Genomic DNA, 22,357 nt, shown 5'->3' on the forward strand with positions numbered 1-22,357 from the left:
TTAAACCTCCCTGAAATACCCGTTAAATGCGTCCCACAGGGGTGCTGGCTGCGGCTGCTCGCAAGCCCTCGTAGGAAATATCCTCATTCCGAATCGCGTTCTTCACGATATGCTTCGCCGTGCGGATGCTGTGCTGGCTCCGGCACACGCTGGCGATCAGCTTCAGCTCCTTGCTCTGCTCCTCTCCGGAAAACATGGGGAACAGCAGCTTTACATCCTCATTCGTCAGCCGCATCGTGCTGTAGGCCCGCTGCAGTCCAATGCGCGTGTAAGCCTGCGTCGTGATTTTCCCCTTTTTCACGCGCTCATACAGCTCACTGTTCCCAATCAGCACCACGCCGTTTCCAGGCACCTCGTTTACTTCATCTTCATCCGGCAGGATACGCAGTTCATCCATCGGAGCCCGCTTCAGCAACTGGGCCTCATCCACGATAATCACCTTGTTGGTGCCGCGCAGCCGTGCCCGGATGGCCTGCCACATCTGTTTACTGCTGCTCACGGCAGGAATGTCAAGCGCCGCACCTAGCAGTTCTCCGACGCCCGCAAGCCCGGACATGCTCGGGTCAAGCCGGATATAGATGGTGCTTTGCGGATTATCTCGGTAATACTTGACAGCAGCCTTCGTTTTCCCGGCCCCGGCGTCGCCGTGCAGCATCACCAGCGTGCGGTTGATCTGCGCGTAGCGGATGGACTGGTAAACGTCCTCAGATATGCTCGTGGGCTTGTAGGTCTCGTCCAGCTTGTAGGGAGCGACCTGCACCTGCACCGCGGCCGCCTCGCTTTCCTGTTGAAGGAACTCCCGCAGCCGACTTTCAATGCCCTCCACGCTGCCATCCATTTTGCAGTTCATATAGTTGCTGAGGCTGGCGCCGCTCATGCCAATGCGTGGCGCCAGCTTGTTCTGCGAGAGCCCCGTATCCTTCATATATTTCCGGACACGCTCCTGCAGCGCTTCATCGTACACTTTAGTAGTCGAATTCGTCATCATCGTATCCTCCATCCGAATTTTTGTTCATCCTGAAAATATCTATATCGCCAACAGCCATGGCCATCGGCTCCTCGTCCCATCGTGCCAGCTCCACCGTTTTGGGCTTGCGGGGCGTGGTCGGTCCGGCCAGATTTTCTTCGGCCATCCGTGCCACCAGCGCAGCAGCCTCTTCCGGCGGTGCGTCCGGCAGCAGCGTTGCCGCCAGCTCCTGCACCACACGTTTGTACTTGTTTTTAAGCTGCTGCTGCCGTGCAATCTCTTCCTGTGTAGCTCCGTATTTCGCCTCCAGTTCGCACCGGGGGGCCGTCATGATGAAGGAACCGTCCTCCCGGTATACGCGCACGCTGGAAAGGTCATCCGGGTCGTACCGCAGATACACCTTTTTTTCCTGCCATAGGCTGTGCAGCTCCGGGCAGTTGTACCAGACTTTTTTACCCCGGATGTTCAGGTATACGCCCTCCCGGTCCACCTTTTTGGGCTTCGATGTGCGCAGCATCATCAGATTCAGCACATCCTCTTCTACATGCCGCACATGCTCCAGATGCTCGTTGTACACGTCGATGCGGCGTTTGCCTTTGTCCGCAGGTACGGAACCGTAGTACGGTTCATAGTTCAGGTATCCGCTGATCAGCAGGTCCACCTTCTGGATGAACTCTTCGTCTGTGGGGATATCGCCGCGCTGCAGCGCTTTTTTCAGGGCTTCCGGCTTTTCCTCTGGGCTGCCGCCTGTGTATGTAGGGAACAGCCGCATGATATGCTCTTTCACGTTTCGGAAACTGCGTTCTACCAGCTTGGCACGGGAGTTCTGCACGATGGCGTTTTTCATTTCCACGCCCATGTAGTCCAGAATGGTTTTCGGTTCAAACGGTGCTTCACCGTTGGCCAGCACCTTCTTGGCCCGATGGCCTCTGCCGCCGAAGTCGAACGTCAGATACTCGCGGCCGTTATCCACATATGCGTTGTGATTCGGCATCCCATACGCCAGGCACCCGCGCCGCAGCGCATAGATGGAGTTCTGGCTGCTGTTGCCCCCGAAACTGATATACCAGCCGACGAAAATGCCGCTGCGCACATCCACCCATGCTGTGAGATAGGGACGGTGCGGTTTGCCATTCGGCCCCAGTGTAAGGGTGTCACAGGTGTATGTATCGCCCACCCACCAGTCGTTACTGGCGATGCTTTCATAGTCGCGGCGGGTATACACGCTGGCCTTGTTGTAGTACGCGCGTTCGCCCTCACGCATCAGAATGCGCACAGCCTCCGGCACATCCATCGCTATGCGGTAAAAGCTGCTGTACGAGGGAAGCGGCAGCGCGTTCACCGCGTTCTTTTCCGCCCACTTTTCCGTGTATTCCATGCACTTTGCAATAGAATACGCATGGCCCTCTCCGCCGTCCACAAGGTAGTAGTGCAAAAACGTCTTTTTTATATATTCCGGCATGTCCGTTTTGCCCTTACGGGCTTTGCCGCGCCTGTCAATCACGCTGTCCAAGTCGCCCTGATCCAGTGCTTTTTTCTTCCGGTACAGTGTCGGTACGCTCAGCTCCATGCCGGGGTTTTCCACGCGCATGTGCTGGACGAATTTATGGTCCAGCTCACTTAGGGGCTTTCCCGTCTGGCTGCGGTAGAGCATCCATTGGTCTACAACATCCTGCCAAAACCCGATTTTCTCACGGTCCGCGTCCGTGTAGCTGTCCAGCGGACGTTGCACAGGCGACGGCTTCACTTTCTGCAGCGCTGTTTTCTCCGGGGCGCTCAGTGTCAGGCCGTGCTGCTCGTAGTATTTGAGCTGGATTTCGTTTGACTGTGTTGCCAGTGGAAAAGCGTATTCCGATCGGTTTCTGTTGTTCAGAATACTCACAGCCGGAATTCGTCCTGTTTGTGCTCTGTATCGCACTGTGCGAAGCGGCCAGCCCGTAAGCTCTGCAACCTCTCGGGCGCTCAGCATAACTTCCAAAAAAATCACCTGCCTTGACCTGCCATCATCAGGCACGGGGCGGTCAGCCCCCGCACGACAGCCCCGCAGGGCTGTTTCGGCTTCTATGTTCCATGCTTCGGGGCGTGTCAAGCCCTGGATGTATTCCAGGGCGACCAGCTCGGGAAAGACCGGGTACAGAACTCTCGCACCGCTGCATCAGGGTCTGTTTTCAGCACAAGGCCAAATACAAGTCCGTTGCTGTCCACATCGCCCACGGCGTAAGTATGCGACGGGTTCGCTGCCTTGCTGCGAAGGAGTACACAGCGCTCTGCGCGTTTTACCACATCGTAGGTAGCCTTAAAATTGCCTTTTAACTCGTTCATCGGGAACCCCTCCTTCAAACCGCCTGCTCCAGCGTGGAGCAGAACCGGTTTACTTCCCTCGGCCACAGCAGCTGCACGCCCGTTGGCGTCAGGAACAGGGCCGGGGCCTCTACGTCGAAGATCGTCCCATCCTTGATGCGCCGCAGCGTCACCTTCGGCTCGGTGTACCCTTCGTCAAAACTTTCCACCCGGTACAGGTCCCCGTTGTGGTTGTATGTCTCGCCAACATAGATGGGTTGGCCGGTCAGTTGGTATTTTTTCATTGCTTTTGCTCCTTCCTGCTTGAAAGCCCGTTTCCGGGCAATACTTGGCTTGTATCGGCTCTCGCCAGCTGGTCTAGAGCATCCGCTAGGCTGTCCGACCAGCCGATATACTGCCCCGCAGGGCCGTGGATGGACATGCGGCCCACGGCGGGGTAGTACCGGATGCGGCATGGTGCCCACGTTGGGCTGCGACCGATCACCAGCTCGTGCCGACGAATCGCCAGAATGCGTAGCCAATCCAGGTCGCGGCGGAGCCGGCCTTTCCTTAGTTCCCAGTGGAAGTTCATTAAAGAGCCTCCTGCTCACTTGTGAATATCTCTTCAACTTTGCACTCCAAAGCGTTTGCAATTGCCTTGGCCCTCAAATCTTGGGTGCGCGTATATGCACCTGTTTCAATTCGAAAAACTGCATTCACAGGAAGCCCTGCCTTTTCGGATAATCTCTTTTGATTTAATCCATGTGCCTTTCGCAGTTCAATGATTTTATCGACTTTTGCGATAAGCATTTGCTCACCTCCAATGTCAAAAGTTTTACGTTCGTACAAGGTACATCTATATAATATATTTTACATACGTAAAAGTCAACCCTGAATTTGTTGAAATTTGTATTTTACGAACGTAAAATTATATGGTATACTTACTTTTAACGACAGGTAGGTGATATTTCTATGGATAAGCCCATCGCAAAATCAAATAACCGTGTTCGCGAACTACGTTTAACTTACCATCTAACGCAAAGTGAACTCGCTGAAAAAACAAATTTGAGTTACTCATCTATTGTTTCTTATGAAAATGGCTTGCGTGATCCAAACGCGCGTGCGATGGCTGCATTAGAAAAATTTTTTGGTGTTACTGGAGAATATTTGCTCGGCTTAACCGATACCAATGTATCAAAAGCCCGTTTTTTTCCTGAAGCGAATAAAAAATCACCCCTGCTCGAGAAATATGAACGACTAGATCAGCACGGGAAAGAGCTTATTGCGATGATACTTGACAAAGAATTGGAGCGGTGTGCGCTCAACCAAGTGGAGGACAAATTTGTTGAATTTCCTCATGAAATTTATCTTAAATTTTCAGACCAGGCAGGTTGTGCCGGCAATGGAATCTATCTTGGTCCAGAGTCTTTTACAGAGTATCCTGTTGTAGACAACGAGCTTACTCGGCGTGCTGCTTTTGCTGTCCCTGTTGCGGGGGATAGTATGGAACCTAAGTTTCATAATGGTGATATTGTGCTGGTAAACTTCGAGCCTGTAGAATCGGGAGATATTGCCCTTATCACCATGGATGGCTATGGATATATAAAAAAGATTGGCGACCAAGAACTACTCCCTTTAAATCCGAAATACGATCCAATTCCAATGGATGAAAGCGTCCGGGTGAATGGGAAAGTAATTGGCGTATTTGACCCGTCTTGGTATATCTAAATGTGACAATAGTGCATATCTTAATCGGCAATTTGCACTTGTACAGTATAGTATGAAACCCTTACAAAACCGCTATTTTCCTTAATCGGCAACAAAAATGTTAATCGGCAAATGTTTGCCGATTAAAAATAGAAAAAGCCGCTCCAAAGAGGGGAGAAATTCCCTCTCTGAAGCGGCTTTCTTTTGTACCGTTTATATTATATTTAAAACCCGTTTAGGCCGCAGTCCTGTGCGGTTTTCGGCCGGTTTGCAAAATTCTTTCTAAACATCTCCTGAACACTTCGAAAAGCCTTTTCTAAACACCTTGCGCGGATGTGCTCCCAGCAGTCAAAAGGGGCAAAATATCCTCAAAAATCTTTCAATTGCGCCGACGCATTTTCCATCAAAATCACTCGTTTTCACGCCGCATTAAAGCCGATTTTCCGCAGTCTCAAGCCATTTCAAGCCTTTTCAAGTCTTTTAAACCTTGGCGCTCGGGATTTCTCATTCTACATGAATACTCACAGCCACATAGTTGTCCACATCCGCTTCACCCATATCATTTTCCAGAAACAGGCGGTAGGGTTCCGCGCCGTCCGCGTCCACACGTTGTAGTGCCAACCGTCCTGCAGGCACCGGCGCAGGACCTGTATATTCCATCCGGTATTCCGAATGGCTCCATACACAGCCGGGCGTTGTCTCCAGCACGGCGCGCCCCCCTGCGGAGCGCGGCTCCACCGCAAACAAAAATTCCGGAATGCCCGCTGCCCGGCACCGTGCGGCGGCACGGGCGCACAGCGCCTTGAAGTATCCCCTGCGCCGGTGGGCCGGATGGGTAAAAGCCACCACCTCCGCCTGTTCCCGCGTGGGCAGAAACAATGTCAAAAACGCGGCGGGTGCATCCTCCGGGCCGGGCGCGTCCTGCGGCCACGCCAGATAAAAGCATGGCAGCGCGCGGTCAAAGTTCAGCTCGTTGGACAGCCATGCCCCGTTCTCCAACGCTTCGGGTGCGCAGGCGGCCTGCTCCAGCGCGCGCACCTGTTCCGTCTGACGCGGCGTCAGCACGGCAGTTTCGAATATGTACAAACGCATCCTCCTTTTCCGCCGTCCCCCAAGGGGCGTCAAATAAAAAAGCGCCCGCCCCGGAAGGTCTCCAGCAGGCGGGCGCTGCACAGCGCATTATTCGGGCTTCTGAGGCTGGGCGGCGGGACGTACCGTAGCTTTTTTACCGCTTTGGCGCAGCGTGGAGCGCACGGTCTTTACCTCCGTCATACTCTTGGCAAGCTGCTCCTCGGTATGGCGCAGCATGTTTTCGCAGTAATTGGTAACCGTGGTGCGCATCTCGCGGCTCTGGCTCTGGGCGCTGGTCAGAATCTCTGTAGCCTTCTGCTGGGCGGCCTTTACGATGGCCTCCTGGGCCACCATGGCGCGGGCGCGGTCCTCCGCGCGCTTGACAATGGCTTCAGCTTCCTTCTTCGCGCTTTCCACGATATCCGCACGGTCCTGTACAATGGCCTTGGCCTGGCGGATCTCCGCAGGCATGTTCAAGCGGATATCGTCGATGATATCGCGCACCTTCTCCACATCCACCATGCGCTTGCCGCCGGTGAAGGGCAGATTGACGGCCTCCTCCAGCGTTTCATCCATTACATCCAGCAATTCGTCGATGTTCATAATGGTCACTCCTTTGCTCGCCCCTGTGTGAGGCGTTCTACGATGTCTTTACAAATGCCGTCCGGCAGGAAATCGGTGACGTCGCCGCCAAAGCTGGCCACCTGACGCACCATGCTGGACGAAAGGTACATATATTCCGGATCGGTGATGACGAACATGGTCTCCAGCTCCGGGTTGAGCTTTTTGTTGGTGAGCGCCTGCTGGAATTCAAACTCAAAATCCGTTACGGCGCGCAGGCCCTTGATGATGGTGCAAGCGCCGACATTGTGGGCATATTCGGCCAGCAGGCCGGTGTAGACGTCCACTTTCACATTCGGGATATGCCCTGTGACGCGCCGCAGAAAATCCGCGCGCTCCTGCGCCGTGAAGGACGGCGTTTTATTGGGGTTCACCATCACCAGCACCGTCACCGCGTCAAACAGTTTTGCGCTGCGCTCGATGATATTTAAATGGCCTTTGGTAACGGGGTCGAAGCTGCCGGGGCAGATGGCGATGCGCATGCGCACGCCCTCCTTTTCTGTGAATTGCAGAGCGCTCAGAACTCCGCGTCGGCCTCGTAGCGCGCCAGCGCCACTGTGCCGTATTTGTATTGTTTTTTCAGCGTCAGCGTGCCGCAGCGCTCGGGCAGGGACGCGCCGTGCTCCGTTTCCGCCAGCACCGTCCCGCCCGGGGCCGTCACGGCCGCCACAGCAGGCAGCAGCGCGGCTACGGTACCCTGACGGTACGGCGGGTCCAGCAGCACAAGATCGAACCGTTCCCGGCATGCGGCCAGATACATCTCCGCGGCCGTTTCCGCCACGCTGGCTTTTTCAAACAGGCCGGCGGCCTTCAGGTTTTGCCGCACCACCGCACAGGCCTCCCGGCTGCTGTCGATAAACACACAGCGCGCAGCGCCGCGGCTGAGCGCCTCGATGCCAAGCTGGCCCGAACCCGCAAACAGGTCCAGCACACGGGCGCCCGCCAAAAGGAACTGGACGGCGCTGAACATGCCCTCCTTGACACGGTCCACCGTGGGCCGTGTGATCTCTTCACCGGGCAGCGCGGCCAGCCTTGTGCCGCGCGCGGTACCGGAAATAACGCGCATCTCATTCTCCTTATACGCACGGGCGGCCTTGCCGCCGCACCGCACATCCTTTCTTTCCGCCTTTTGCGGCCGCTGCGCGGGCAAGTGCGGGACAAGCCTTGATTTCTTTACTCATTATCGCCGTTTGCAGGCGTTTTGTCAACTTCCTGCCGGTTACAGAATTGCTCTTTTCCAACGTGCCGCTCCGTGCTTCTTTACGTCTCGGCGGAAGGCTGCTCCGGCTGCGGGTGAAAATGGGCATACACGGCCCGCGCCGCCGCCCTGCTTACGCCTTTGGCCCCGGCAAGCTGTTCCTCGCTGGCCTCCTTAACGGCAGACACCGTTTTGAAATGGGCCATCAGCGCGCGGCTGGTGGCCGGGCCGACGCCCGGCACGCTTTGCAGCGTGGAAGAATAGGCGCGGCTTTTCTGCATGCGCCTGCGGTAATCGTTGGCCCAGCGGTGCGTCTCGTCCTGAATGGACGTCACAAACGTGAATACGCCCCTGTGCATGGCCAGCATGATCTCTCCGCCTGCGGCGCTCACAAGGCCTCGCGTGCGGTGCTTGTCGTCCTTCACCATGCCGAACATGGGAACATCTGCAAGCTGTGTGCCCGCCAGCGCGGCCTGCACGGCGCTTACCTGCCCTCGCCCGCCGTCGATGAGCAGCAGGTCCGGCTTTATGCCGAACTGCCCTTTTGCGCCCTTTTCGTATTCGGCGGCGCGGCGCGCCAGCGTTTCGGCCATGGAAGCATAATCGTCCGTACCCGCCACGGTGTTCATCTTGAAGCGGCGGTAGCCCGCTTTTTTGGGTTTTCCGTCCTCAAACACCACCATACCCGCCACGCTTGTGCCGTCGCCCCAGTTGGAGATGTCGTAGCTCTCGATGATCCTGGGCGGCTCTTTCAGGCCCAGCAGCGCGGCCAATTCGTCCAGATGTTTCTGTTCGCGGGCATAGCGTCCGCTCTCCCGTGCCAAACGTTCCACGGCATTGGTGCGCGCCATCTCCACCAGACGGGCGGTATCGCCCCGCTGAGGCACATACAGCCGCACCTTGCTGCCCCGCGTCTCGCCCAGCAGGCGCGCAAGCTCGCCCGAACCCGCGGGCAGCTCATCCACGGCAATGCTCTTCGGGATGAACTCGTTGTCCTCCAGATAATAGCGGGGCAGAAACTCCTCCCGCAGGGCGGGGATGTCTTGGGTGTCGTGAAACAAAAACTCTCTTTTGTCCACCAGACGTCCCTCTCGGAAACGCAGAATGGCCGCGCATACAGCCGACGCGGTGCCCGCGAAGGCCACCACATCCTGCTCGTCCACCTCGCTGCGCACCACCTTCTGGCCCCGGCTCACCTTTTCAATGGCTGCGATCTGATCCCGGATGAGCGCTGCACGTTCGAAATCCAGCCGTTCGGCTGCATCGGCCATGCGCTCGCGCAGCAGCTTGAGGATCTCCCCCTGGCCGCGCCGTATCATATGCACGGCACTCTGCACAGCTTCATTGTAGTCCTCCCGGGAGATTTTTCCGCTGCACACGGCCATGCATCGGCCGATGTGCGCGTTCAGGCAGGGACGGCCTTTGCCGATATCCTGGGGGAATTTTTTGCTGCAGCGCGGCAGGCGGAACACATTGCATGCGGTCTCCACCATTTCGCGCACGGCAAAGCTGGAGGTATACGGGCCGATGTAATCGGCATTATCGTCGTCCTTTTGCAGCGCGGCCGAAATGCGCGGGTATGCTTCCCTTGTCACCTTCACATAGCTGTATCCCTTGTCGTCCTTCAATAAAATATTGTACTTGGGCTTATGCTGCTTGATCTGGCTGCATTCCAACACCAGTGCCTCGAACTCGCTCTGCGTGACGATCACATCGAACTCAAAAGCGTTCTGGATCATTTTCGTCACCTTGGCGTCATGCGGCACGCCCTCGCGGAAATACTGCGAGACACGCGTGCGCAGACGCTTGGCCTTGCCGATATAGATGATCTCGCCGGTCTTGTCGCGGATGATATACACTCCCGGCAAAAGCGGCAGCATTTTTGCTTTTTCCCAAAGCTCACGCTTCGTCATGCGCGGCCTCCTTTTTTACATTGCTGACAAATACTCTGCGGATAGCTTGCCCCGTGCGCCGAAAAAAAATATGCGCCGCCCAACGGGCGGCGCACCTCACGCAAGGAAATTTATTCGCTGAAACCAGACTTCACCGGCTTGATCCGTCGGCCTTGCGCCGCGCGCGAAACCGCTTACGCGCACGGCGCGCAACGATTCCGAATGAAAAGGGAATCCGCCCTTTTAGAGGCGTTCGTTGTGCGGCCTGCGCTTTGCTGCACAAAACTGCATGGCTTCGCCGTCGGCTTTCCCCGTTTCACTTATTCACTGAACCCGGAATTCACCAGTTTGATCAGGCCTTCGACAGCGGCCTGCTCGTCCGCGCCGTCAGCGATGATGCGAATCGTCGTACCGCCCACGATACCCAGGGACAAAACGCCCAGCAGGCTTTTCGCGTTCACACGGCGCTCTTCCTTCTCCACCCAGATGGAGGATTTGAACTCATTGGCTTTCTGGATAAAAAACGTTGCGGGACGTGCGTGCAGACCAACCTGATTCTCCACGGTAACTTCTTTCACAAACATAACGAAACGCTCCTATTGTTTAATATTACTTATAAAAATAGCAAACCCAACTTACCTTTGCACTTATTTTATACCAAATACCCGAGTTGCGTCAACAACTTTGGGTGCTTTGCACAATTTTCTGCAACAATGACACAAACAGCCGACCCGCCTTCCCCTTTCTTTGGCTATAATCACCAATTAGTTTTCAACATAGTCGGCGCATTATACAAAACGCTGAAGTTTTATTTATCTATTTTCGCCATTGACTTTTCTTCGTATTTCTCGTATAGATCCGGACGGCGGGTGCGCGTGCGCTCCAGCGCCTGTTCATGCCGCCATTTTGCGATGTTTGCGTGGTGGCCTGAAAGCAGGATCTCCGGCACGCGGCGGCCGTTCCATTCCTCCGGGCGGCTGTACTGGGGATACTCCAGCAAGCCGCTGTAATGGCTCTCCTCCTCGTAGCCTTCCGGGCTGGAAAGTACGCCCGGGCACAGGCGGCACACGCTGTCCGCCACCACCAGCGCCGCAAGCTCGCCGCCCGTGAGCACGTAATCTCCAATCGAGATCTCTTCGTCCGCCAGCGCCTCAATGACGCGCTCGTCGATGCCCTCGTAATGGCCGCATACCAGCAGGAGGCTGTCCTTTTGGGCAAGCTGCTTGCACTTTTCCTCTGTAAGCGGCGTGCCCGCAGCCGTCATGAAAACAACGTGGGGCCGCGCATGGCCCGCTTCCTCCACCTGGCGGACGACATCCACACAGCAGTCGTAAATGGGCTGCGCCTGCATCACCATACCCGGCCCGCCTCCGTAGGGGTAGTCGTCCACCTGCTTCTGCCGGTTCGTCGTGTAGTCCCGGATCTGATGGCAGGCAAGCTCGATGTACCCGCGCTGGCGCGCACGGCCGATGATGCTTTCACTCAAAACGCGCTCACACATCTCGGGAAACAGCGTGGCGATATCAATCCGCATCGTCATTTCCCCCATCGTTTGTGAACATGCCCGGGATGGGGCGCACCGTCACCACGCCCTGCTCCGGTGAAAGCGTATCCAGAAATTCCGGCACGGCGGGGAAGAGGAACGTCTCGCCCCCGCTGTTTTCCACCGTATAAACGTCAATGGCTGCCGGATGCTCCACCGCAGTGATCACACCGTATTCCACGCCGGTATCCGCGTCCTTCACCGTGCAGCCCACAATGTCCTGCACAAAATAGCGTCCCTCCGGCAATTTAACGTCCGCGCGGGAAAAATATGCCACCTTGCGGATGTACGGCCGTGCCGCGTCGATGCTGTCCACACCCTTCAGCTTCACAAGGCACATCCCCTTGTGCGCACGCACAGCCTCCACCTTCGTCTCCCGGCCGCCCTCGGGCGTAAAGAACAAGCGCGGCAGCGCGGCCACGAACTCTGGTCCGTCGCACCATGGGTACAGCTTCAGCTCACCCATCACGCCGTGTGTGGTGACGAACTCGCCCGCTTCGATAAATTGTTTCATTTTGAAAACCTCCTTGACGCGCCGCGCTCATTCGATGATCACGCCCAGCAGTTTGGCCAGTTCACAGGCCTGCACCGGCGTCACCTTCGCGCCGCGCAGCTCTTCCTCGCCGGAAAAGCCCGCGCCCTCGATATCACAGGTCGTCAGATCCTGTCCGTTCAGACTGGTGTGCAAAAACTCCGCCTGTACCAGGCAGCAATCCTGAAAGCGGAACACACTGCGCCGCTTTACATCCCAAAACACGGCGCTCCGCAGATTGTCTTTGCGGAAGATCACGTTTTTGAACACAGCTTCGCTGAACACAGCGCCCTCCGCGACGCATTCCTCAAGCGTCACATCGGAAAGCACGGCTGCCGCAAAATTCACCCCCGAGAGCTTACACCCCCGCAGGCGCACCTTCTGGAGCGTAGCCTCCAGCAGCTTTGCTCCGGAAAGATCGCAGTTTTCAAACACCGCGTTCTGGAACCACGCGCCCGAAAGCGCCGCCCCGGTGAAGCGGCAGTTCGTAAATATGCACGCCTTGTATTCCGTCTTTTCCAGCTGGTGTCCCGCCGCGCTGCCGCCCGCGAAGGCGTAACCGTACACCGGCTCCTCATAAGCCGCCGCCATAGCCAGCGCTTCTTCCAGCGGGATCGCCGTCTCCATTTCCCGGGGCAGGACAGGCTCCATGATACGCATACCGCGCCCTCCTTCCCGCTTCAAAAATCAAGCCGGAAGCGGCTGCCTCCGGCTTGATGCTGCATTGTTCCGCCGCCTGCGCACGTACGGCACAGGCAGGCTTATCGTCCTTGCTCCTCAGCGGATATGGGGCTTAACAGGCTTTTTCGCCAGCAGCAGGCCGACGACACTGAAGACGATCGCCGTGACGGAGACCACGGTGCCGACGATGCCAAGCACAAAACCTACGATACGAAATGCGCTGCCTCTTTTCATGTGCGCCAACTCCTTTCCGCAGGATGGGCGGCGCTGTGCCGCCTATCGGTGTTGTTGTTATCAGTATACTATATTTTTCACGCGCTTGCAAGAAATTCCTGTTTTTTTGCGCAAACAGTCGCATTTGTGCTTTTTGTATATAAAATTTGCTAACATTCATCATTATTTTATTTATTTCACCGTATTCCTGTGTTATAATAAAAACAGGGAAAGTTTTCCTTCACCGTTTTTGAAAGGAGATGTTTTGTATGTCACGGCACTATGTCATCACCATCAGCCGCCAGTTCGGAACGGGAGGGCGCGAGATCGGAAAAGCGCTGGGCGCCGCCTTGGGGGTGCCCGTATATGACCGGGAGCTGCTGGAAGAGGCCGCCCGGACATACTGCATCCCCGTGAGCGTGATGGAGCGCAATGACGAGACCGCGCCCAGCCGCGTGCTGGAATCTTTTGCGCTGAGCGCCCCGTCCCTGAGCATGCTGACCGGCGCGGTGGATTATTCCACCATCGTCACCTCAGACACCACCTTTGCCTGGCAGTCCGCCACCATCCGCCGGCTGTCCAAAGAAGGTCCGTGCGTTATCATCGGCCGGTGCGCGGACCATGTGCTGCGCGGCACGCCGGGTGTGGTCTCGCTGTTCCTTTATGCCGATTACGAGGCCCGCGTGGACCACATCACCCAGAAATACCAGCTCTCCCGCGGGGACGCCACCATTCTTATCGACGAAACAGAAAAAGAGCGTGCCCGCTACTACAAGCGCCACACAGGGCAGGAATTCGCCCGCATGGAAAATTACGACCTCTGCCTGAACACAGCCAGCGTCAACCGCGAAATGGCGATTCTGCTGCTGAAAGCCTTTGTCGAAAATCAGGAAAACTGACGTCTTTCGTCATTTTCTTTTCCCTCCTCATTCTCCCACGGTAAAAGAGGCGCGGCATGCAATGCATGCCGCGCCTCTTTTTATTGTAGAGAAACCACCGGCTGTGCCGGTGGTACGGAAAAGCTTAAGCTATGAAAAGAAACTCCTTCCAGTAAAATGGAAGTGCGGTCTGGCAACTGCACGAACCAACAGAAGGAGGCCATTCAGTGAATGACAATAATAGTTTAGCGCATACAAAATGGAATTGCAAATACCACATTGTGTTTGCGCCGAAATATCGGCGCAAACTGTTCTACGGAGAAAATCGAAAAGAGATAGGAGGGATTTTGAGACAGCTCAGTGAATGGAAAGGAGTAAAAATAGTAGAAGCAGAAGTGTGCCCGGATCACATCCACATGCTGGTAGAAATCCCACCGAAAATGAGTGTGGCGGGATACATAGGATTTCTCAAAGGGAAAAGCAGTTTGATGATTTTTCAACGACACGGGAATCTGAAGTACAAATATGGGAATCGATCATTCTGGTGCAGAGGGTACTACGTGGACACCGCAGGAAAGAATACGAAAAAGATCGCGCAATACATTCAAAATCAGTTGAAAGAAGATCAACTTACAGATCAGATGACGTTAAAGGAATACATGGACCCGCTTGCGGGTATCAAGTAACAATCCTATGCAAGTGTCAGACCGTTATGCGCCTTGAGGCGCTGCCTGTATCATAGGGCTTTGCACGCATCTGAAATACCCCCGGCGAAGCCGGGGGATATTTATTTCTTGATGATCTGCACCATGTGGAATATTTTTTCCGCCGTCAGCCATGCCATGCCGATCTGGTAATCACCCCATATATCCGCCGTATAGAGCAATTCAGGGCACATGGGGCCGGGCAGCAGCGCACTCAGGCCGTCGTTCACCGGCCCAATGCATTCCCGGCGCAGCGCCGGGCCGCCCAAAGCAATATAGCGTGGGTTGAGGATGCCGCAGACCCACACCGCCGCCTCCAGCACCCGGGCTGTGTATTCCCGCCCGTCCTGCGGGTCGTTCAGGCATTCGTCCAGAAGCCTGCCGTCCGCTGTGGGAACCAGCCCCAGCTCCCCGGCAAAATGGCCGCAGCCGCGAATCACGCGGCCCCCCGCCACAAAACCCGCGCTGACACAACCTCTGTCAAAATGCAAATATGCCATGTTCGTTTCAGCCGGGTCTTCGCCCGGAAATTCCGTTTCGTAGCACCGGGCGAACCCGATGGCGGCCGCGTTGACGTCGTTTTCCAACACGACGGGCACGCCGTAACGCCGCGAAAGAGCAGGCTCCACCGCCACACTGTGCAGTCCGCCTTCTTTATCCGCATGCCAAAAGCAGCCTTCCCGCACCACACCGGGCAGTCCCAAGCCAATGGAGCGGATATCTCTTTGCGCGAACAGGCCGTCCAAAAACGCCAGCACGGGCGTTCGCAGGCCGTCTGCTCCGGCCTTCAGAGGAACGGCCCGGACAATCTCTCCGTGCACATCCACCAACAGGCCGTGAGCCTGCCCGTCTGTGATACACACGGCCGCACCATAGTATTTATCCCTGCGCAGACTGTATTGCGCCGCTCTGCGGCCGCCACTGGAAGCGCCCAGGCCAGTGCGTTCCACCTCGCCGTCCCGCAGCATCTCCTCCAGCAACGCGCGCACCGTCGTGACGCTTACGCCCGTTGCCGCAGCAAGCTGCGCGCGGGTAGCAGCGCCTTTTTCCCGCAGCGCTCTGTGCAACGCGGAGCTGTTGGCCTGCTTCAGCAGGCCGGGGCTTGCATGGGAGTTTTCCACCAGCGGCACCTCTTTCGTTACTCTCTTTTATAAGTTTATAACAAAAGTATAAGTGTACGTCTTTGGTCTGTCAATCCCGCCCGCCGCAAAGCGCAAATAAATCCAAGAAAGCACAAAAAAGCCCGCGGCGCGGGCAGCGCCGGGGCATGCATTTTGTCGGGTTCAGCGGCAGAATTTTTCGATATAATTGTCCAGACAGTTCTGAATGATGCGTTTCGCCTCATCCGGCCCCTGTTCCTCGTCCACCACCGTGGTCTTGCCTTCCAGATTCTTATACACACTGAAGAAATGGCGCATCTCGCTGAAGATATGGCTGGGCAGCTCCGATATGTCACGATAGGTGTTGTAGGTGGGGTCCTCAAAGGGGATCGCAATGATCTTCTCGTCCATTTTCCCCTGGTCCTGCATGGTGATGACGCCGATGGGATAGCACCGTACCAGGCTCAGCGGCGCAAGCACCTCGCTGCACAGTACCAGCACGTCCAGCGGGTCGCCGTCGTCCGCAAAGGTGCGCGGGATCAGACCGTAGTTTGCCGGATAGTGGGTAGAGGTATAAAGGATGCGGTCCAAAATGATATGGCCGGTCTCCTTATCCAGCTCGTACTTTTTCTTTGAGCCTTTTTCAATTTCGATCACCGCGATGAAGTCTTCCGGGTTAATGCGCGATGGGCTGATATCATGCCAGATGTTCGTCATATTCGTGTCCTTTCTTCTGTGCGGGCCGGGGCCTCCCGCCCCGCATACTTCCGCGCCGCGGAATACCGCAAGAGCTCCGTTTCACGCAAGCATTATACCATCCGCCGCGCGCGGGTGCAAACAAAAGAACGGCGCACCGGTGCAAAGCATTTCCCGGCACGGCAACAAAATTTTGTACGATACGCACAAATCAAGCCATTGGATTTCGTCAGGATGTTCACGCACCGGCTGCGTCACAGCGGTTTTTCCACAAACATGCCGTCCTCCAGCACCGTCACAGCCGTAAAGCCGATATCCCGCAGCAGCGCCAGCGTTTCGTCAAAACGGAAACGCACGGCTTCGGTGCAGTGCGCGTCGGCGTTTACAGTGACGCGCGCGCCGCTTTTCCGCAGGGCTTCCAGCAGAAAGCGCGAGGGATACGGCTCACCGCAGTAACCGCGGAACATGCCGCCCGTGTTCACCTCAAAAACAGCCCCGGTGGCGGCGCAGGCGTCCAGCGCCTCCAGCGCCGCAGTACGGTAAACCGGATCCGCTTCATCAAACAGGTGTCCGCCGCAGTTGTTTTTTTTCACCAGGTCGAAATGGCCGATGATCTCCGGCCGGTATTTCCGGACGTTTTCAGCCACAAGTGCGTAATAGGCCCGGGCCATGGCCAGCGCGTCGCCGCCGAACATCTGCGCCACACAGGCGTCCAGAGCCTCCGGTGCGCCGTCCACGGCATAATACCGGCCTGTGGCTTCGTCCCGCAGGTAATGCACAGAGCCAATGATGTAGTCCAGCGCCGCGCGGTCGTTCACCGGGGCGAACCAATCAGCTTCCATTCCCACGGCAATGCGCAGACAGCCCGCGTATGCCTTTTGCAGCGCACGCAGCTCCTGCACATAGTGTTGCTCCGATTTGACGGAATAATCCAGATCGAACGGCGCATAGCTGTGGCCGGAAAAGCCGAAATCCGTGAAGCCGGCCTCCAACGCGGCCCGGGCCATTTCATCGGGCGTGTTCCTGCCGTCGCACAGATTTGTATGGTTGTGTGTGGAGGATGTCAGTCTCATTGCATCGTCTCCTGTTTCACCTTATGGTCAATGACATGGCGCGACGCCAGCTCGGCCCGGATGTCATCCAGCGTGATGCCTTCTGCGACCATCAGGACCAGCACATGGTAACACAGGTCGGAAATTTCGTAGATGGTTTCCTCCCGGCTGCCCTTCATGGCCCCGATGATGACTTCGGTGCATTCCTCACCCACCTTTTTCAAGATTTTTTCCCGCCCTTTTTCAAACAGGTAGGTGGTATAGCTGCCCTCGGGACGCTGGGCATTGCGGCCCTCCAGCAGCGCGTACAGCGCCTCCAGTGAAAACCGCTGCACCTCCTCGTCCCGGAAAAGCAGATTGGCAAAGCAGGAATCCGTGCCCAGATGGCAGGCGGGACCGTCCTTAATGACCTCCACCACCAGCGCGTCGCCGTCGCAGTCCGCCGTGACAGACACCACATGCTGCACATTGCCGCTCGTCTCGCCCTTGCGCCACAGCTCCTGCCGGGAACGGGACCAGAAGCAGGTGCGCTTTTCCCGCAGTGTGATGTCCAGACTTTCGGCGTTCATATACGCCACGGTGAGCACCTTTTTCGTGTAAAAATCCTGCACGACGGCGGGGATTAGCCCCTTTTCGTCGAATTTCAGCTCTTGTGTCGTCATTGCTGTTTTCTCCTTTTTAACAATGGGAAACATACTTTTTCAGCAGCCTTGCTGAATCTCTCAGCGCCGCAGGGGCGGCAGCGTCCCGCCGCTCGCGGTTCTGCATCAGCGAAAAACCGTTTCCCCGGCGGACCTGCCGAATCTCTCAGCGCCGCAGGGACGGCAGCTCCCCGCCGCATATCCATAAGCCTCCATTGAATTTCCGCTATACATCCGTCAGAATCTTCAAAACGGCAGCCGCCGCGTCCAGAATTTCTCCGGTTTTCCGGTTCTTTTCCTCCTGCCTGCGTTCTTTTGCAAAAACGGCTTGCTGCCGTTCGCGCTGCTGCGGCGTCAAGTTGTCTTTAAAAATCGGGGTTCCCCGTTTTTTCATTCCGGCACGCTTTCCTCTCCGCATTCACAGCCGCACCGGCACGCCGTTTTCAGTCAGATACCGCTTCAAATTTCCGATATCCACCTCGCCGAAATGAAAAATGCTGGCCGCGAGGCCTGCGTCCACGCCCGGCAGCGTGAACAGCGTTTTGAAATCCTCCATTTTGCCCGCGCCGCCCGATGCGATGATGGGCAGCGACACACGCTTCGACAGGGCTTCCAGCATCTCTAGGTCAAACCCCCGCTTCACGCCGTCGGTATCGATGCTGTTCAGCACGATCTCCCCCGCGCCCCCGGCTTCGCCGCGCACAGCCCATTCCAGTGCGTCCAGACCGGTATCCTCGCGCCCGCCTTTTGTGAACAGGTGGTATTTGCCGTCCACGCGGGCCACGTCCATGGAGAGCACCACACACTGGTCGCCGTATTTCTTCGCAGCCTCTCCGATGAGGGCCGGGTCTTTGATGGCCCCGGAATTGACGCTCACCTTGTCCGCACCCGCCTTGAGCACCCGGTCGAAATCCTCCAGCGTATTGATTGCCCCGCCCACGGTGAGGGGGATGAATATCTGCCGCGCCACGTCCCGCAGCACGTCTGTGAACAGACCGCGCCCCTCCACACTGGCCGTGATGTCGTAAAATACCAGCTCGTCGGCGCCGGCGTCGTTGTAGCGCCGCGCAAGCGCCACGGGGTCCTCAACGTCCTGCACGCCCTTGAAATTCACGCCCTTTACCACGCGCCCGTTTCGGATGTCCAGGCACGGGATGATACGCTTTGTCACCATAGAACTATTCCTCCCCCGCCGCGGCCAGCACATCCGGCAGGGCCAGCGCGCCCGTATATACGGCTTTCCCCACAATAGCCGCCTTTGTCCCCATTGCGGCCAGCGCGCGGATCTCGCTCAGTGACGAAATGCCGCCCGACGCCGTGACGCCGAGGCCCGGCACCTCCCGCGCCAGCGTCTCATACACGGACAGGTTCGTGCCCTGCATCGCGCCGTCCCGGGCGATATCGGTGTATATCACGTTTCGCACGCCCGCTTCATATACCCGCCTGCAAAAGTCCACGCCCTGCGTGCGGCTCACGTTCAGCCAGCCGTCGGTGGCCACAAAACCGTCCTTCGCGTCCACGCCCACGGCGATTTTTTCTCCGTATTTGTCCACCATGCGCTGCAAAAACGCAAAATCGCGCAGTGCGGCGGTGCCCAGGATCACACGTCCCGCGCCCTGCTCCAGATACGCGCGCACCCGCGCCTCGTCGCGAATGCCGCCGCCCACCTCCACAAACATGCCTGTGGCCGCGATAATGGCGGACACCGCGTCGAAGTTGGAGAGCGCGCCGTCCTTCGCGCCGTCCAGGTCCACAACGTGCAGGTACTTCGCCCCCTGCGCCGCAAAGCCGCGCGCGGCGGCGGCCGGGTCCTGCCCGTACACCTCCACTTTTCCATAGTCTCCCTGCGTCAGACGCACCACCTGTTTGTCCTTCAGGTCAATCGCCGGGAATATCTGCATGGCCGCTTCTTCCTTTCTGCGCCCCGGCGGCGCGCACGCCGCCCGCGGGCCGGTTTCTGTATTTTTCCCGTCACAGCGCCGCAAAAGCCCGCAGGATGCGCAGGCCGGCTTCTCCGCTTTTTTCCGGGTGAAACTGGCAGCCGTACACATTGCCCCGCGCCACCGCGCCGGGCACCGTCACGCCGTATTCGGCGCCGGCCACCAGCGCGTCCCCGCAGCCCTTGACATAGAACGAATGGACGAAATAGACGAAATCGCCCTCGCGCGTATTGGCCATCAGCGGGTTTTCCGGCCTTACCAGATGCAGGCTGTTCCAGCCGATGTGCGGCACCTTGTAACTAAAGCCCGCCGCCGCGAGGTCCGGTTCCAGCGGGCAGACGCTGCCCGGCAGCAGGCCAAGGCCCGCGTGCTCGCCGTACTCATAGCTTTTTTCAAACAGAAGCTGCATGCCAAGGCAGATTCCCAGCAGCGGCTTGCCGTTTTCCGCCTGCCGCTCAAGCTCGGGCACAAGGCCCGTGGACGCGAGCTTTTCCATCGCGTCGCCGAACGCGCCGACCCCGGGCAGGATGATATGCGACGCCTCGTCCAGCTCCCGCGCGCTGCGCGTGACTTTGTTTTCCAGCCCCAGATACGCCAGAGAGGACGAAAGGCTGAACAGGTTGCCAACGCCGTAATCGATCACCGCGATCATATCCGTCCCTCCGCATTCACAAAATCGTCCCCTTGGTGGATGGGATCTCAAGCGCGTATTTTTCATCGATGGCGACGGCCTCTTTCAGCGCGCGGGCCAGCGCCTTAAACATGCCCTCGATGATATGGTGGCTGTTTGTGCCCGCCAGGCGGCGCACATGCACCGCGCAGCCCAGGCTGCGCGCGAAGCCCAGCAGGAATTCCTCCACCAGCTCGGTGTCGAAATCGCCCACCTTTTCGGTGGGGACCTCCAGCGCATAGCCCACGGCCGGCCGCCCGCTGATGTCCACAGCCGCAAGGATGAGCGCCTCATCCATGGGCAGCGTACAGGTGCCGTAGCGGTTGATGCCGGCGCGATCACCCAGCGCCTCGCTGAACGCGCGGCCCAGCACGATGGCGATATCCTCCACGGTATGGTGATAATCCACCTGCACGTCGCCGCGGCAGGCGAGCGTGAGGTCGAACCGGCCGTGGCGGCTGAACAGCTCCAGCATATGGTTCAAAAAACCGCAGCCCGTGTCCACGTCGTAAATGCCTGAACCGTCCAGATTCAGCGTCAGGCTGATCTCCGTTTCGTCGGTGCGGCGCGCGGATTTTACGATGCGCATGCTCATGGCAAACCCTCCTGTTTCGTGTGTTTTTTGTCAGCGCGCGGCGCTGTGCCGCGCGTCCAGTATCTGCTTTGTCACATCCACAAGGCGCTGCATCTGCGCGGCGGTGCCGACGGTGATACGCACCCAGTTCTCGATACGCGGCAGCGTAAAGTGCCGCACAAGAATACTGCTTTGCCGCAGCGCTGCATAATATTCTCCTCCGGAAACAGCCGGATGCGCGCCCGCGAACAGAAAGTTTGTTTTGCTGTCTGTCACTGTGAAGCCCAACGCGCGAAGGGCCTGCGCCGTCTCGTCCCGCACGGCGGCTACCTGCGTGCAGCAGCGCGCGAAGTAGGGTGCGTCGGCCAGCGCGGCCTCGCCCGCCAGAAGCGTCAGGCGGTTGATATTATAGGGGTTGAAGCTGAATTTGACGGTGTTCAGGTCCGCGATGAGCGCCGGGCTGCCCACGGCATAACCCAGCCGCGCGCCCGCGAGGCTTCGGCTTTTGGAAAAGGTGCCCACCACCAGCAGATTGTCGTACCGGCCCAGCAGGCAGGCGGCACTCTCTCCGCCGAAATCCACATAGGCCTCGTCCACCACCACCAGGCGGTCCGGGTCCTGCCGAAGGAGCGCCTCGATCTCCGCCAGCGGCAGGCACAGGCCCGTGGGCGCGTTGGGGTTTGCCAGGAACACCGTGCCCGGCACACCCGCATAATCGCCTGTATTCACCGAAAAATCCTCCCGGAGCGGCACCTCCTGCGCCGCGATGCCGAACAGCTGCGCGAACACCGGGTAAAAGCCGTAGGTGATGTCTGCGAATGCCGCGCCCTTTTCGCAAAACGCGAGGAATGCAAACGCCAGAACCTCGTCCGAGCCGTTGCCCGCGAACACCTGGTCCCGGCCCACGCCGAACGTCTCTGCCAGCGCGGCCAGAAAATCCGCGCACGCGGGGTCCGAATACAGGCGCAGGTTTTCCGCCGCGCGGCCGTTCAGCGCCTCCAGTACCTTCGGGCTGGGCGGGTACGGGTTTTCATTCGTGTTCAGTTTGATAAGGGTTTCCACGCCCCGCGGCTGTTCCCCGGGCGTATAGGGCGTAACGGCGCGCAGCGCGCCCGCCAAAAAACGGCTCATGCGTTTCTCTGCCTCCCTGCACCAAAAATCATTTTTCCTGCCCGCCGGGGCAACCGCCCGGGGATTGGGCATCGCTTTGTGTTTCGGCAGGCGCTTCTCTACGCTGCAGCGCCCGAAGAATGAACGCCGCCGCTGCCGCAGCGGCGAAAACTGCGCCCACACCGGGCCAGTTCAGCCAATTCCCCAGCAGGCTTTCCGCCACAAAGCCCACAAGCACCGTCACGATGAACGCAATAAACTCCATTCGCTTTTCCCCTTTGCTTCGT

The 22,357-nt window shown here is 57.8% G+C and carries 29 protein-coding genes and 1 other RNA gene; 3 read left to right on the forward strand and 27 right to left on the reverse strand.

The window, feature by feature from the left end; translation table 11 throughout:
* Positions 1 to 22: 22 nt before the first annotated feature.
* From TQ39_RS06000 to TQ39_RS06025, 6 genes are all read right to left on the reverse strand, one after another.
* Positions 23 to 988: an AAA family ATPase gene (locus tag TQ39_RS06000; protein ID WP_165860722.1), complete on the reverse strand. Its 966-nt coding sequence runs from the start codon at positions 986 to 988 to the stop codon at positions 23 to 25.
* Complete coding sequence (locus TQ39_RS06005; protein WP_050004893.1) at positions 966 to 2,849, reverse strand: Mu transposase C-terminal domain-containing protein; 1,884 nt, start codon at positions 2,847 to 2,849, stop codon at positions 966 to 968. Before TQ39_RS06005 ends, TQ39_RS06000 begins: the two co-directional genes overlap by 23 nt.
* A 109-nt stretch (positions 2,850 to 2,958) precedes the next feature.
* Positions 2,959 to 3,027: hammerhead ribozyme type II (locus TQ39_RS19935), an RNA gene on the reverse strand.
* Between the two features lie 25 nt (positions 3,028 to 3,052).
* Positions 3,053 to 3,289 carry a hypothetical protein gene (locus TQ39_RS06010; protein WP_050004894.1) on the reverse strand — a complete coding sequence of 79 codons (237 nt, stop codon included), beginning with the start codon at positions 3,287 to 3,289 and terminating at the stop codon, positions 3,053 to 3,055.
* A gap of 14 nt (positions 3,290 to 3,303) precedes the next feature.
* Entirely contained in the window at positions 3,304 to 3,552 is a 249-nt protein-coding gene (locus TQ39_RS06015; RefSeq protein ID WP_009324041.1) for a hypothetical protein, read from the reverse strand.
* Positions 3,553 to 3,838: 286 nt separating this feature from the next.
* Positions 3,839 to 4,057 carry a helix-turn-helix transcriptional regulator gene (locus TQ39_RS06025; protein ID WP_050004896.1) on the reverse strand — a complete coding sequence of 73 codons (219 nt, stop codon included), beginning with the start codon at positions 4,055 to 4,057 and terminating at the stop codon, positions 3,839 to 3,841.
* A gap of 162 nt (positions 4,058 to 4,219) precedes the next feature.
* On the opposite strand from TQ39_RS06025, the gene TQ39_RS20140 reads away from it, so the two are divergent.
* Positions 4,220 to 4,975, forward strand: a complete 756-nt coding sequence (locus TQ39_RS20140) for an XRE family transcriptional regulator (RefSeq protein ID WP_082052139.1) — start codon at positions 4,220 to 4,222, stop codon at positions 4,973 to 4,975.
* Positions 4,976 to 5,458: 483 nt separating this feature from the next.
* Here TQ39_RS20140 and TQ39_RS06035 read toward each other — a convergent pair whose 3' ends face one another.
* The 10 genes from TQ39_RS06035 to TQ39_RS20725 all read right to left on the reverse strand — a co-directional run bounded on the left by TQ39_RS06035 (position 5,459) and on the right by TQ39_RS20725 (position 12,726).
* Complete coding sequence (locus tag TQ39_RS06035; protein WP_050004898.1) at positions 5,459 to 6,040, reverse strand: GNAT family N-acetyltransferase; 582 nt, start codon at positions 6,038 to 6,040, stop codon at positions 5,459 to 5,461.
* Between the two features lie 93 nt (positions 6,041 to 6,133).
* Positions 6,134 to 6,628, reverse strand: a complete 495-nt coding sequence (locus TQ39_RS06040) for an HrpE/YscL family type III secretion apparatus protein (RefSeq protein ID WP_009324583.1) — start codon at positions 6,626 to 6,628, stop codon at positions 6,134 to 6,136.
* Positions 6,629 to 6,633: 5 nt separating this feature from the next.
* Positions 6,634 to 7,128: a pantetheine-phosphate adenylyltransferase gene (gene coaD, locus TQ39_RS06045; protein ID WP_009324584.1), complete on the reverse strand. Its 495-nt coding sequence runs from the start codon at positions 7,126 to 7,128 to the stop codon at positions 6,634 to 6,636.
* Positions 7,129 to 7,163: 35 nt separating this feature from the next.
* Complete coding sequence (rsmD, locus tag TQ39_RS06050) at positions 7,164 to 7,712, reverse strand: 16S rRNA (guanine(966)-N(2))-methyltransferase RsmD (protein ID WP_050004960.1); 549 nt, start codon at positions 7,710 to 7,712, stop codon at positions 7,164 to 7,166.
* A gap of 194 nt (positions 7,713 to 7,906) precedes the next feature.
* Positions 7,907 to 9,757, reverse strand: coding sequence for an excinuclease ABC subunit UvrC (gene uvrC, locus TQ39_RS06055; protein ID WP_009324586.1), 1,851 nt, complete (start codon positions 9,755 to 9,757; stop codon positions 7,907 to 7,909).
* Between the two features lie 299 nt (positions 9,758 to 10,056).
* On the reverse strand, positions 10,057 to 10,320 hold the full coding sequence (locus TQ39_RS06060) for an HPr family phosphocarrier protein (RefSeq protein ID WP_009324587.1): 264 nt from the start codon (positions 10,318 to 10,320) through the stop codon (positions 10,057 to 10,059).
* 224 nt (positions 10,321 to 10,544) lie between these two features.
* The gene (trmD, locus tag TQ39_RS06065; RefSeq protein WP_050004899.1) at positions 10,545 to 11,270 is read right to left on the reverse strand and encodes a tRNA (guanosine(37)-N1)-methyltransferase TrmD; all 726 of its coding nucleotides are present in this window, start codon (positions 11,268 to 11,270) and stop codon (positions 10,545 to 10,547) included.
* Positions 11,260 to 11,793, reverse strand: a complete 534-nt coding sequence (rimM, locus tag TQ39_RS06070; RefSeq protein WP_009324589.1) for a ribosome maturation factor RimM — start codon at positions 11,791 to 11,793, stop codon at positions 11,260 to 11,262. Before rimM ends, trmD begins: the two co-directional genes overlap by 11 nt.
* A 27-nt stretch (positions 11,794 to 11,820) precedes the next feature.
* Positions 11,821 to 12,471 carry a pentapeptide repeat-containing protein gene (locus tag TQ39_RS06075; RefSeq protein WP_050004900.1) on the reverse strand — a complete coding sequence of 217 codons (651 nt, stop codon included), beginning with the start codon at positions 12,469 to 12,471 and terminating at the stop codon, positions 11,821 to 11,823.
* Between the two features lie 117 nt (positions 12,472 to 12,588).
* Entirely contained in the window at positions 12,589 to 12,726 is a 138-nt protein-coding gene (locus tag TQ39_RS20725) for a hypothetical protein (RefSeq protein WP_009324591.1), read from the reverse strand.
* Positions 12,727 to 12,974: 248 nt separating this feature from the next.
* Between TQ39_RS20725 and TQ39_RS06080 the strand changes: the two genes are divergently transcribed.
* Together TQ39_RS06080 and tnpA are read left to right on the forward strand one after the other, a co-directional pair.
* Entirely contained in the window at positions 12,975 to 13,604 is a 630-nt protein-coding gene (locus TQ39_RS06080; RefSeq protein ID WP_050004901.1) for a cytidylate kinase-like family protein, read from the forward strand.
* A gap of 206 nt (positions 13,605 to 13,810) precedes the next feature.
* Positions 13,811 to 14,269 (forward strand): IS200/IS605 family transposase, encoded by a 459-nt coding sequence (tnpA, locus tag TQ39_RS06085; protein WP_050004902.1) that lies wholly within the window; start codon positions 13,811 to 13,813, stop codon positions 14,267 to 14,269.
* A 101-nt stretch (positions 14,270 to 14,370) separates the two neighbouring features.
* Here tnpA and TQ39_RS06090 read toward each other — a convergent pair whose 3' ends face one another.
* The 11 genes from TQ39_RS06090 to TQ39_RS06135 all read right to left on the reverse strand — a co-directional run bounded on the left by TQ39_RS06090 (position 14,371) and on the right by TQ39_RS06135 (position 22,335).
* Positions 14,371 to 15,408, reverse strand: a complete 1,038-nt coding sequence (locus TQ39_RS06090) for an ROK family protein (protein WP_050004961.1) — start codon at positions 15,406 to 15,408, stop codon at positions 14,371 to 14,373.
* A 162-nt stretch (positions 15,409 to 15,570) separates the two neighbouring features.
* Positions 15,571 to 16,104, reverse strand: coding sequence for an inorganic diphosphatase (locus TQ39_RS06095; RefSeq protein ID WP_009324619.1), 534 nt, complete (start codon positions 16,102 to 16,104; stop codon positions 15,571 to 15,573).
* Between the two features lie 233 nt (positions 16,105 to 16,337).
* Entirely contained in the window at positions 16,338 to 17,156 is an 819-nt protein-coding gene (locus TQ39_RS06100; RefSeq protein ID WP_050004903.1) for a histidinol-phosphatase, read from the reverse strand.
* A complete protein-coding gene (hisIE, locus tag TQ39_RS06105) occupies positions 17,153 to 17,830 on the reverse strand; it encodes a bifunctional phosphoribosyl-AMP cyclohydrolase/phosphoribosyl-ATP diphosphatase HisIE (protein WP_256290046.1) in 678 nt (225 codons plus the stop codon). The genes TQ39_RS06100 and hisIE overlap by 4 nt, the downstream gene beginning before the upstream one ends.
* A gap of 172 nt (positions 17,831 to 18,002) precedes the next feature.
* Complete coding sequence (locus TQ39_RS20730; protein ID WP_009324625.1) at positions 18,003 to 18,170, reverse strand: hypothetical protein; 168 nt, start codon at positions 18,168 to 18,170, stop codon at positions 18,003 to 18,005.
* A gap of 24 nt (positions 18,171 to 18,194) precedes the next feature.
* Complete coding sequence (hisF, locus tag TQ39_RS06110; RefSeq protein ID WP_050004905.1) at positions 18,195 to 18,950, reverse strand: imidazole glycerol phosphate synthase subunit HisF; 756 nt, start codon at positions 18,948 to 18,950, stop codon at positions 18,195 to 18,197.
* A 4-nt stretch (positions 18,951 to 18,954) separates the two neighbouring features.
* Positions 18,955 to 19,677: a 1-(5-phosphoribosyl)-5-[(5-phosphoribosylamino)methylideneamino]imidazole-4-carboxamide isomerase gene (hisA, locus tag TQ39_RS06115; RefSeq protein ID WP_009324629.1), complete on the reverse strand. Its 723-nt coding sequence runs from the start codon at positions 19,675 to 19,677 to the stop codon at positions 18,955 to 18,957.
* Positions 19,678 to 19,747: 70 nt separating this feature from the next.
* On the reverse strand, positions 19,748 to 20,368 hold the full coding sequence (gene hisH, locus TQ39_RS06120; protein ID WP_050004906.1) for an imidazole glycerol phosphate synthase subunit HisH: 621 nt from the start codon (positions 20,366 to 20,368) through the stop codon (positions 19,748 to 19,750).
* 16 nt (positions 20,369 to 20,384) lie between these two features.
* Positions 20,385 to 20,981: an imidazoleglycerol-phosphate dehydratase HisB gene (hisB, locus tag TQ39_RS06125; protein ID WP_009324633.1), complete on the reverse strand. Its 597-nt coding sequence runs from the start codon at positions 20,979 to 20,981 to the stop codon at positions 20,385 to 20,387.
* A 30-nt stretch (positions 20,982 to 21,011) separates the two neighbouring features.
* Positions 21,012 to 22,091: a histidinol-phosphate transaminase gene (gene hisC / locus TQ39_RS06130; protein ID WP_009324634.1), complete on the reverse strand. Its 1,080-nt coding sequence runs from the start codon at positions 22,089 to 22,091 to the stop codon at positions 21,012 to 21,014.
* A 28-nt stretch (positions 22,092 to 22,119) separates the two neighbouring features.
* On the reverse strand, positions 22,120 to 22,335 hold the full coding sequence (locus tag TQ39_RS06135) for a hypothetical protein (RefSeq protein ID WP_050004907.1): 216 nt from the start codon (positions 22,333 to 22,335) through the stop codon (positions 22,120 to 22,122).
* Positions 22,336 to 22,357 lie beyond the last annotated feature (22 nt).

It is taken from the genome of Ruthenibacterium lactatiformans, from assembly GCF_000949455.1.
GTDB classification, from domain to species: domain Bacteria; phylum Bacillota; class Clostridia; order Oscillospirales; family Ruminococcaceae; genus Ruthenibacterium; species Ruthenibacterium lactatiformans.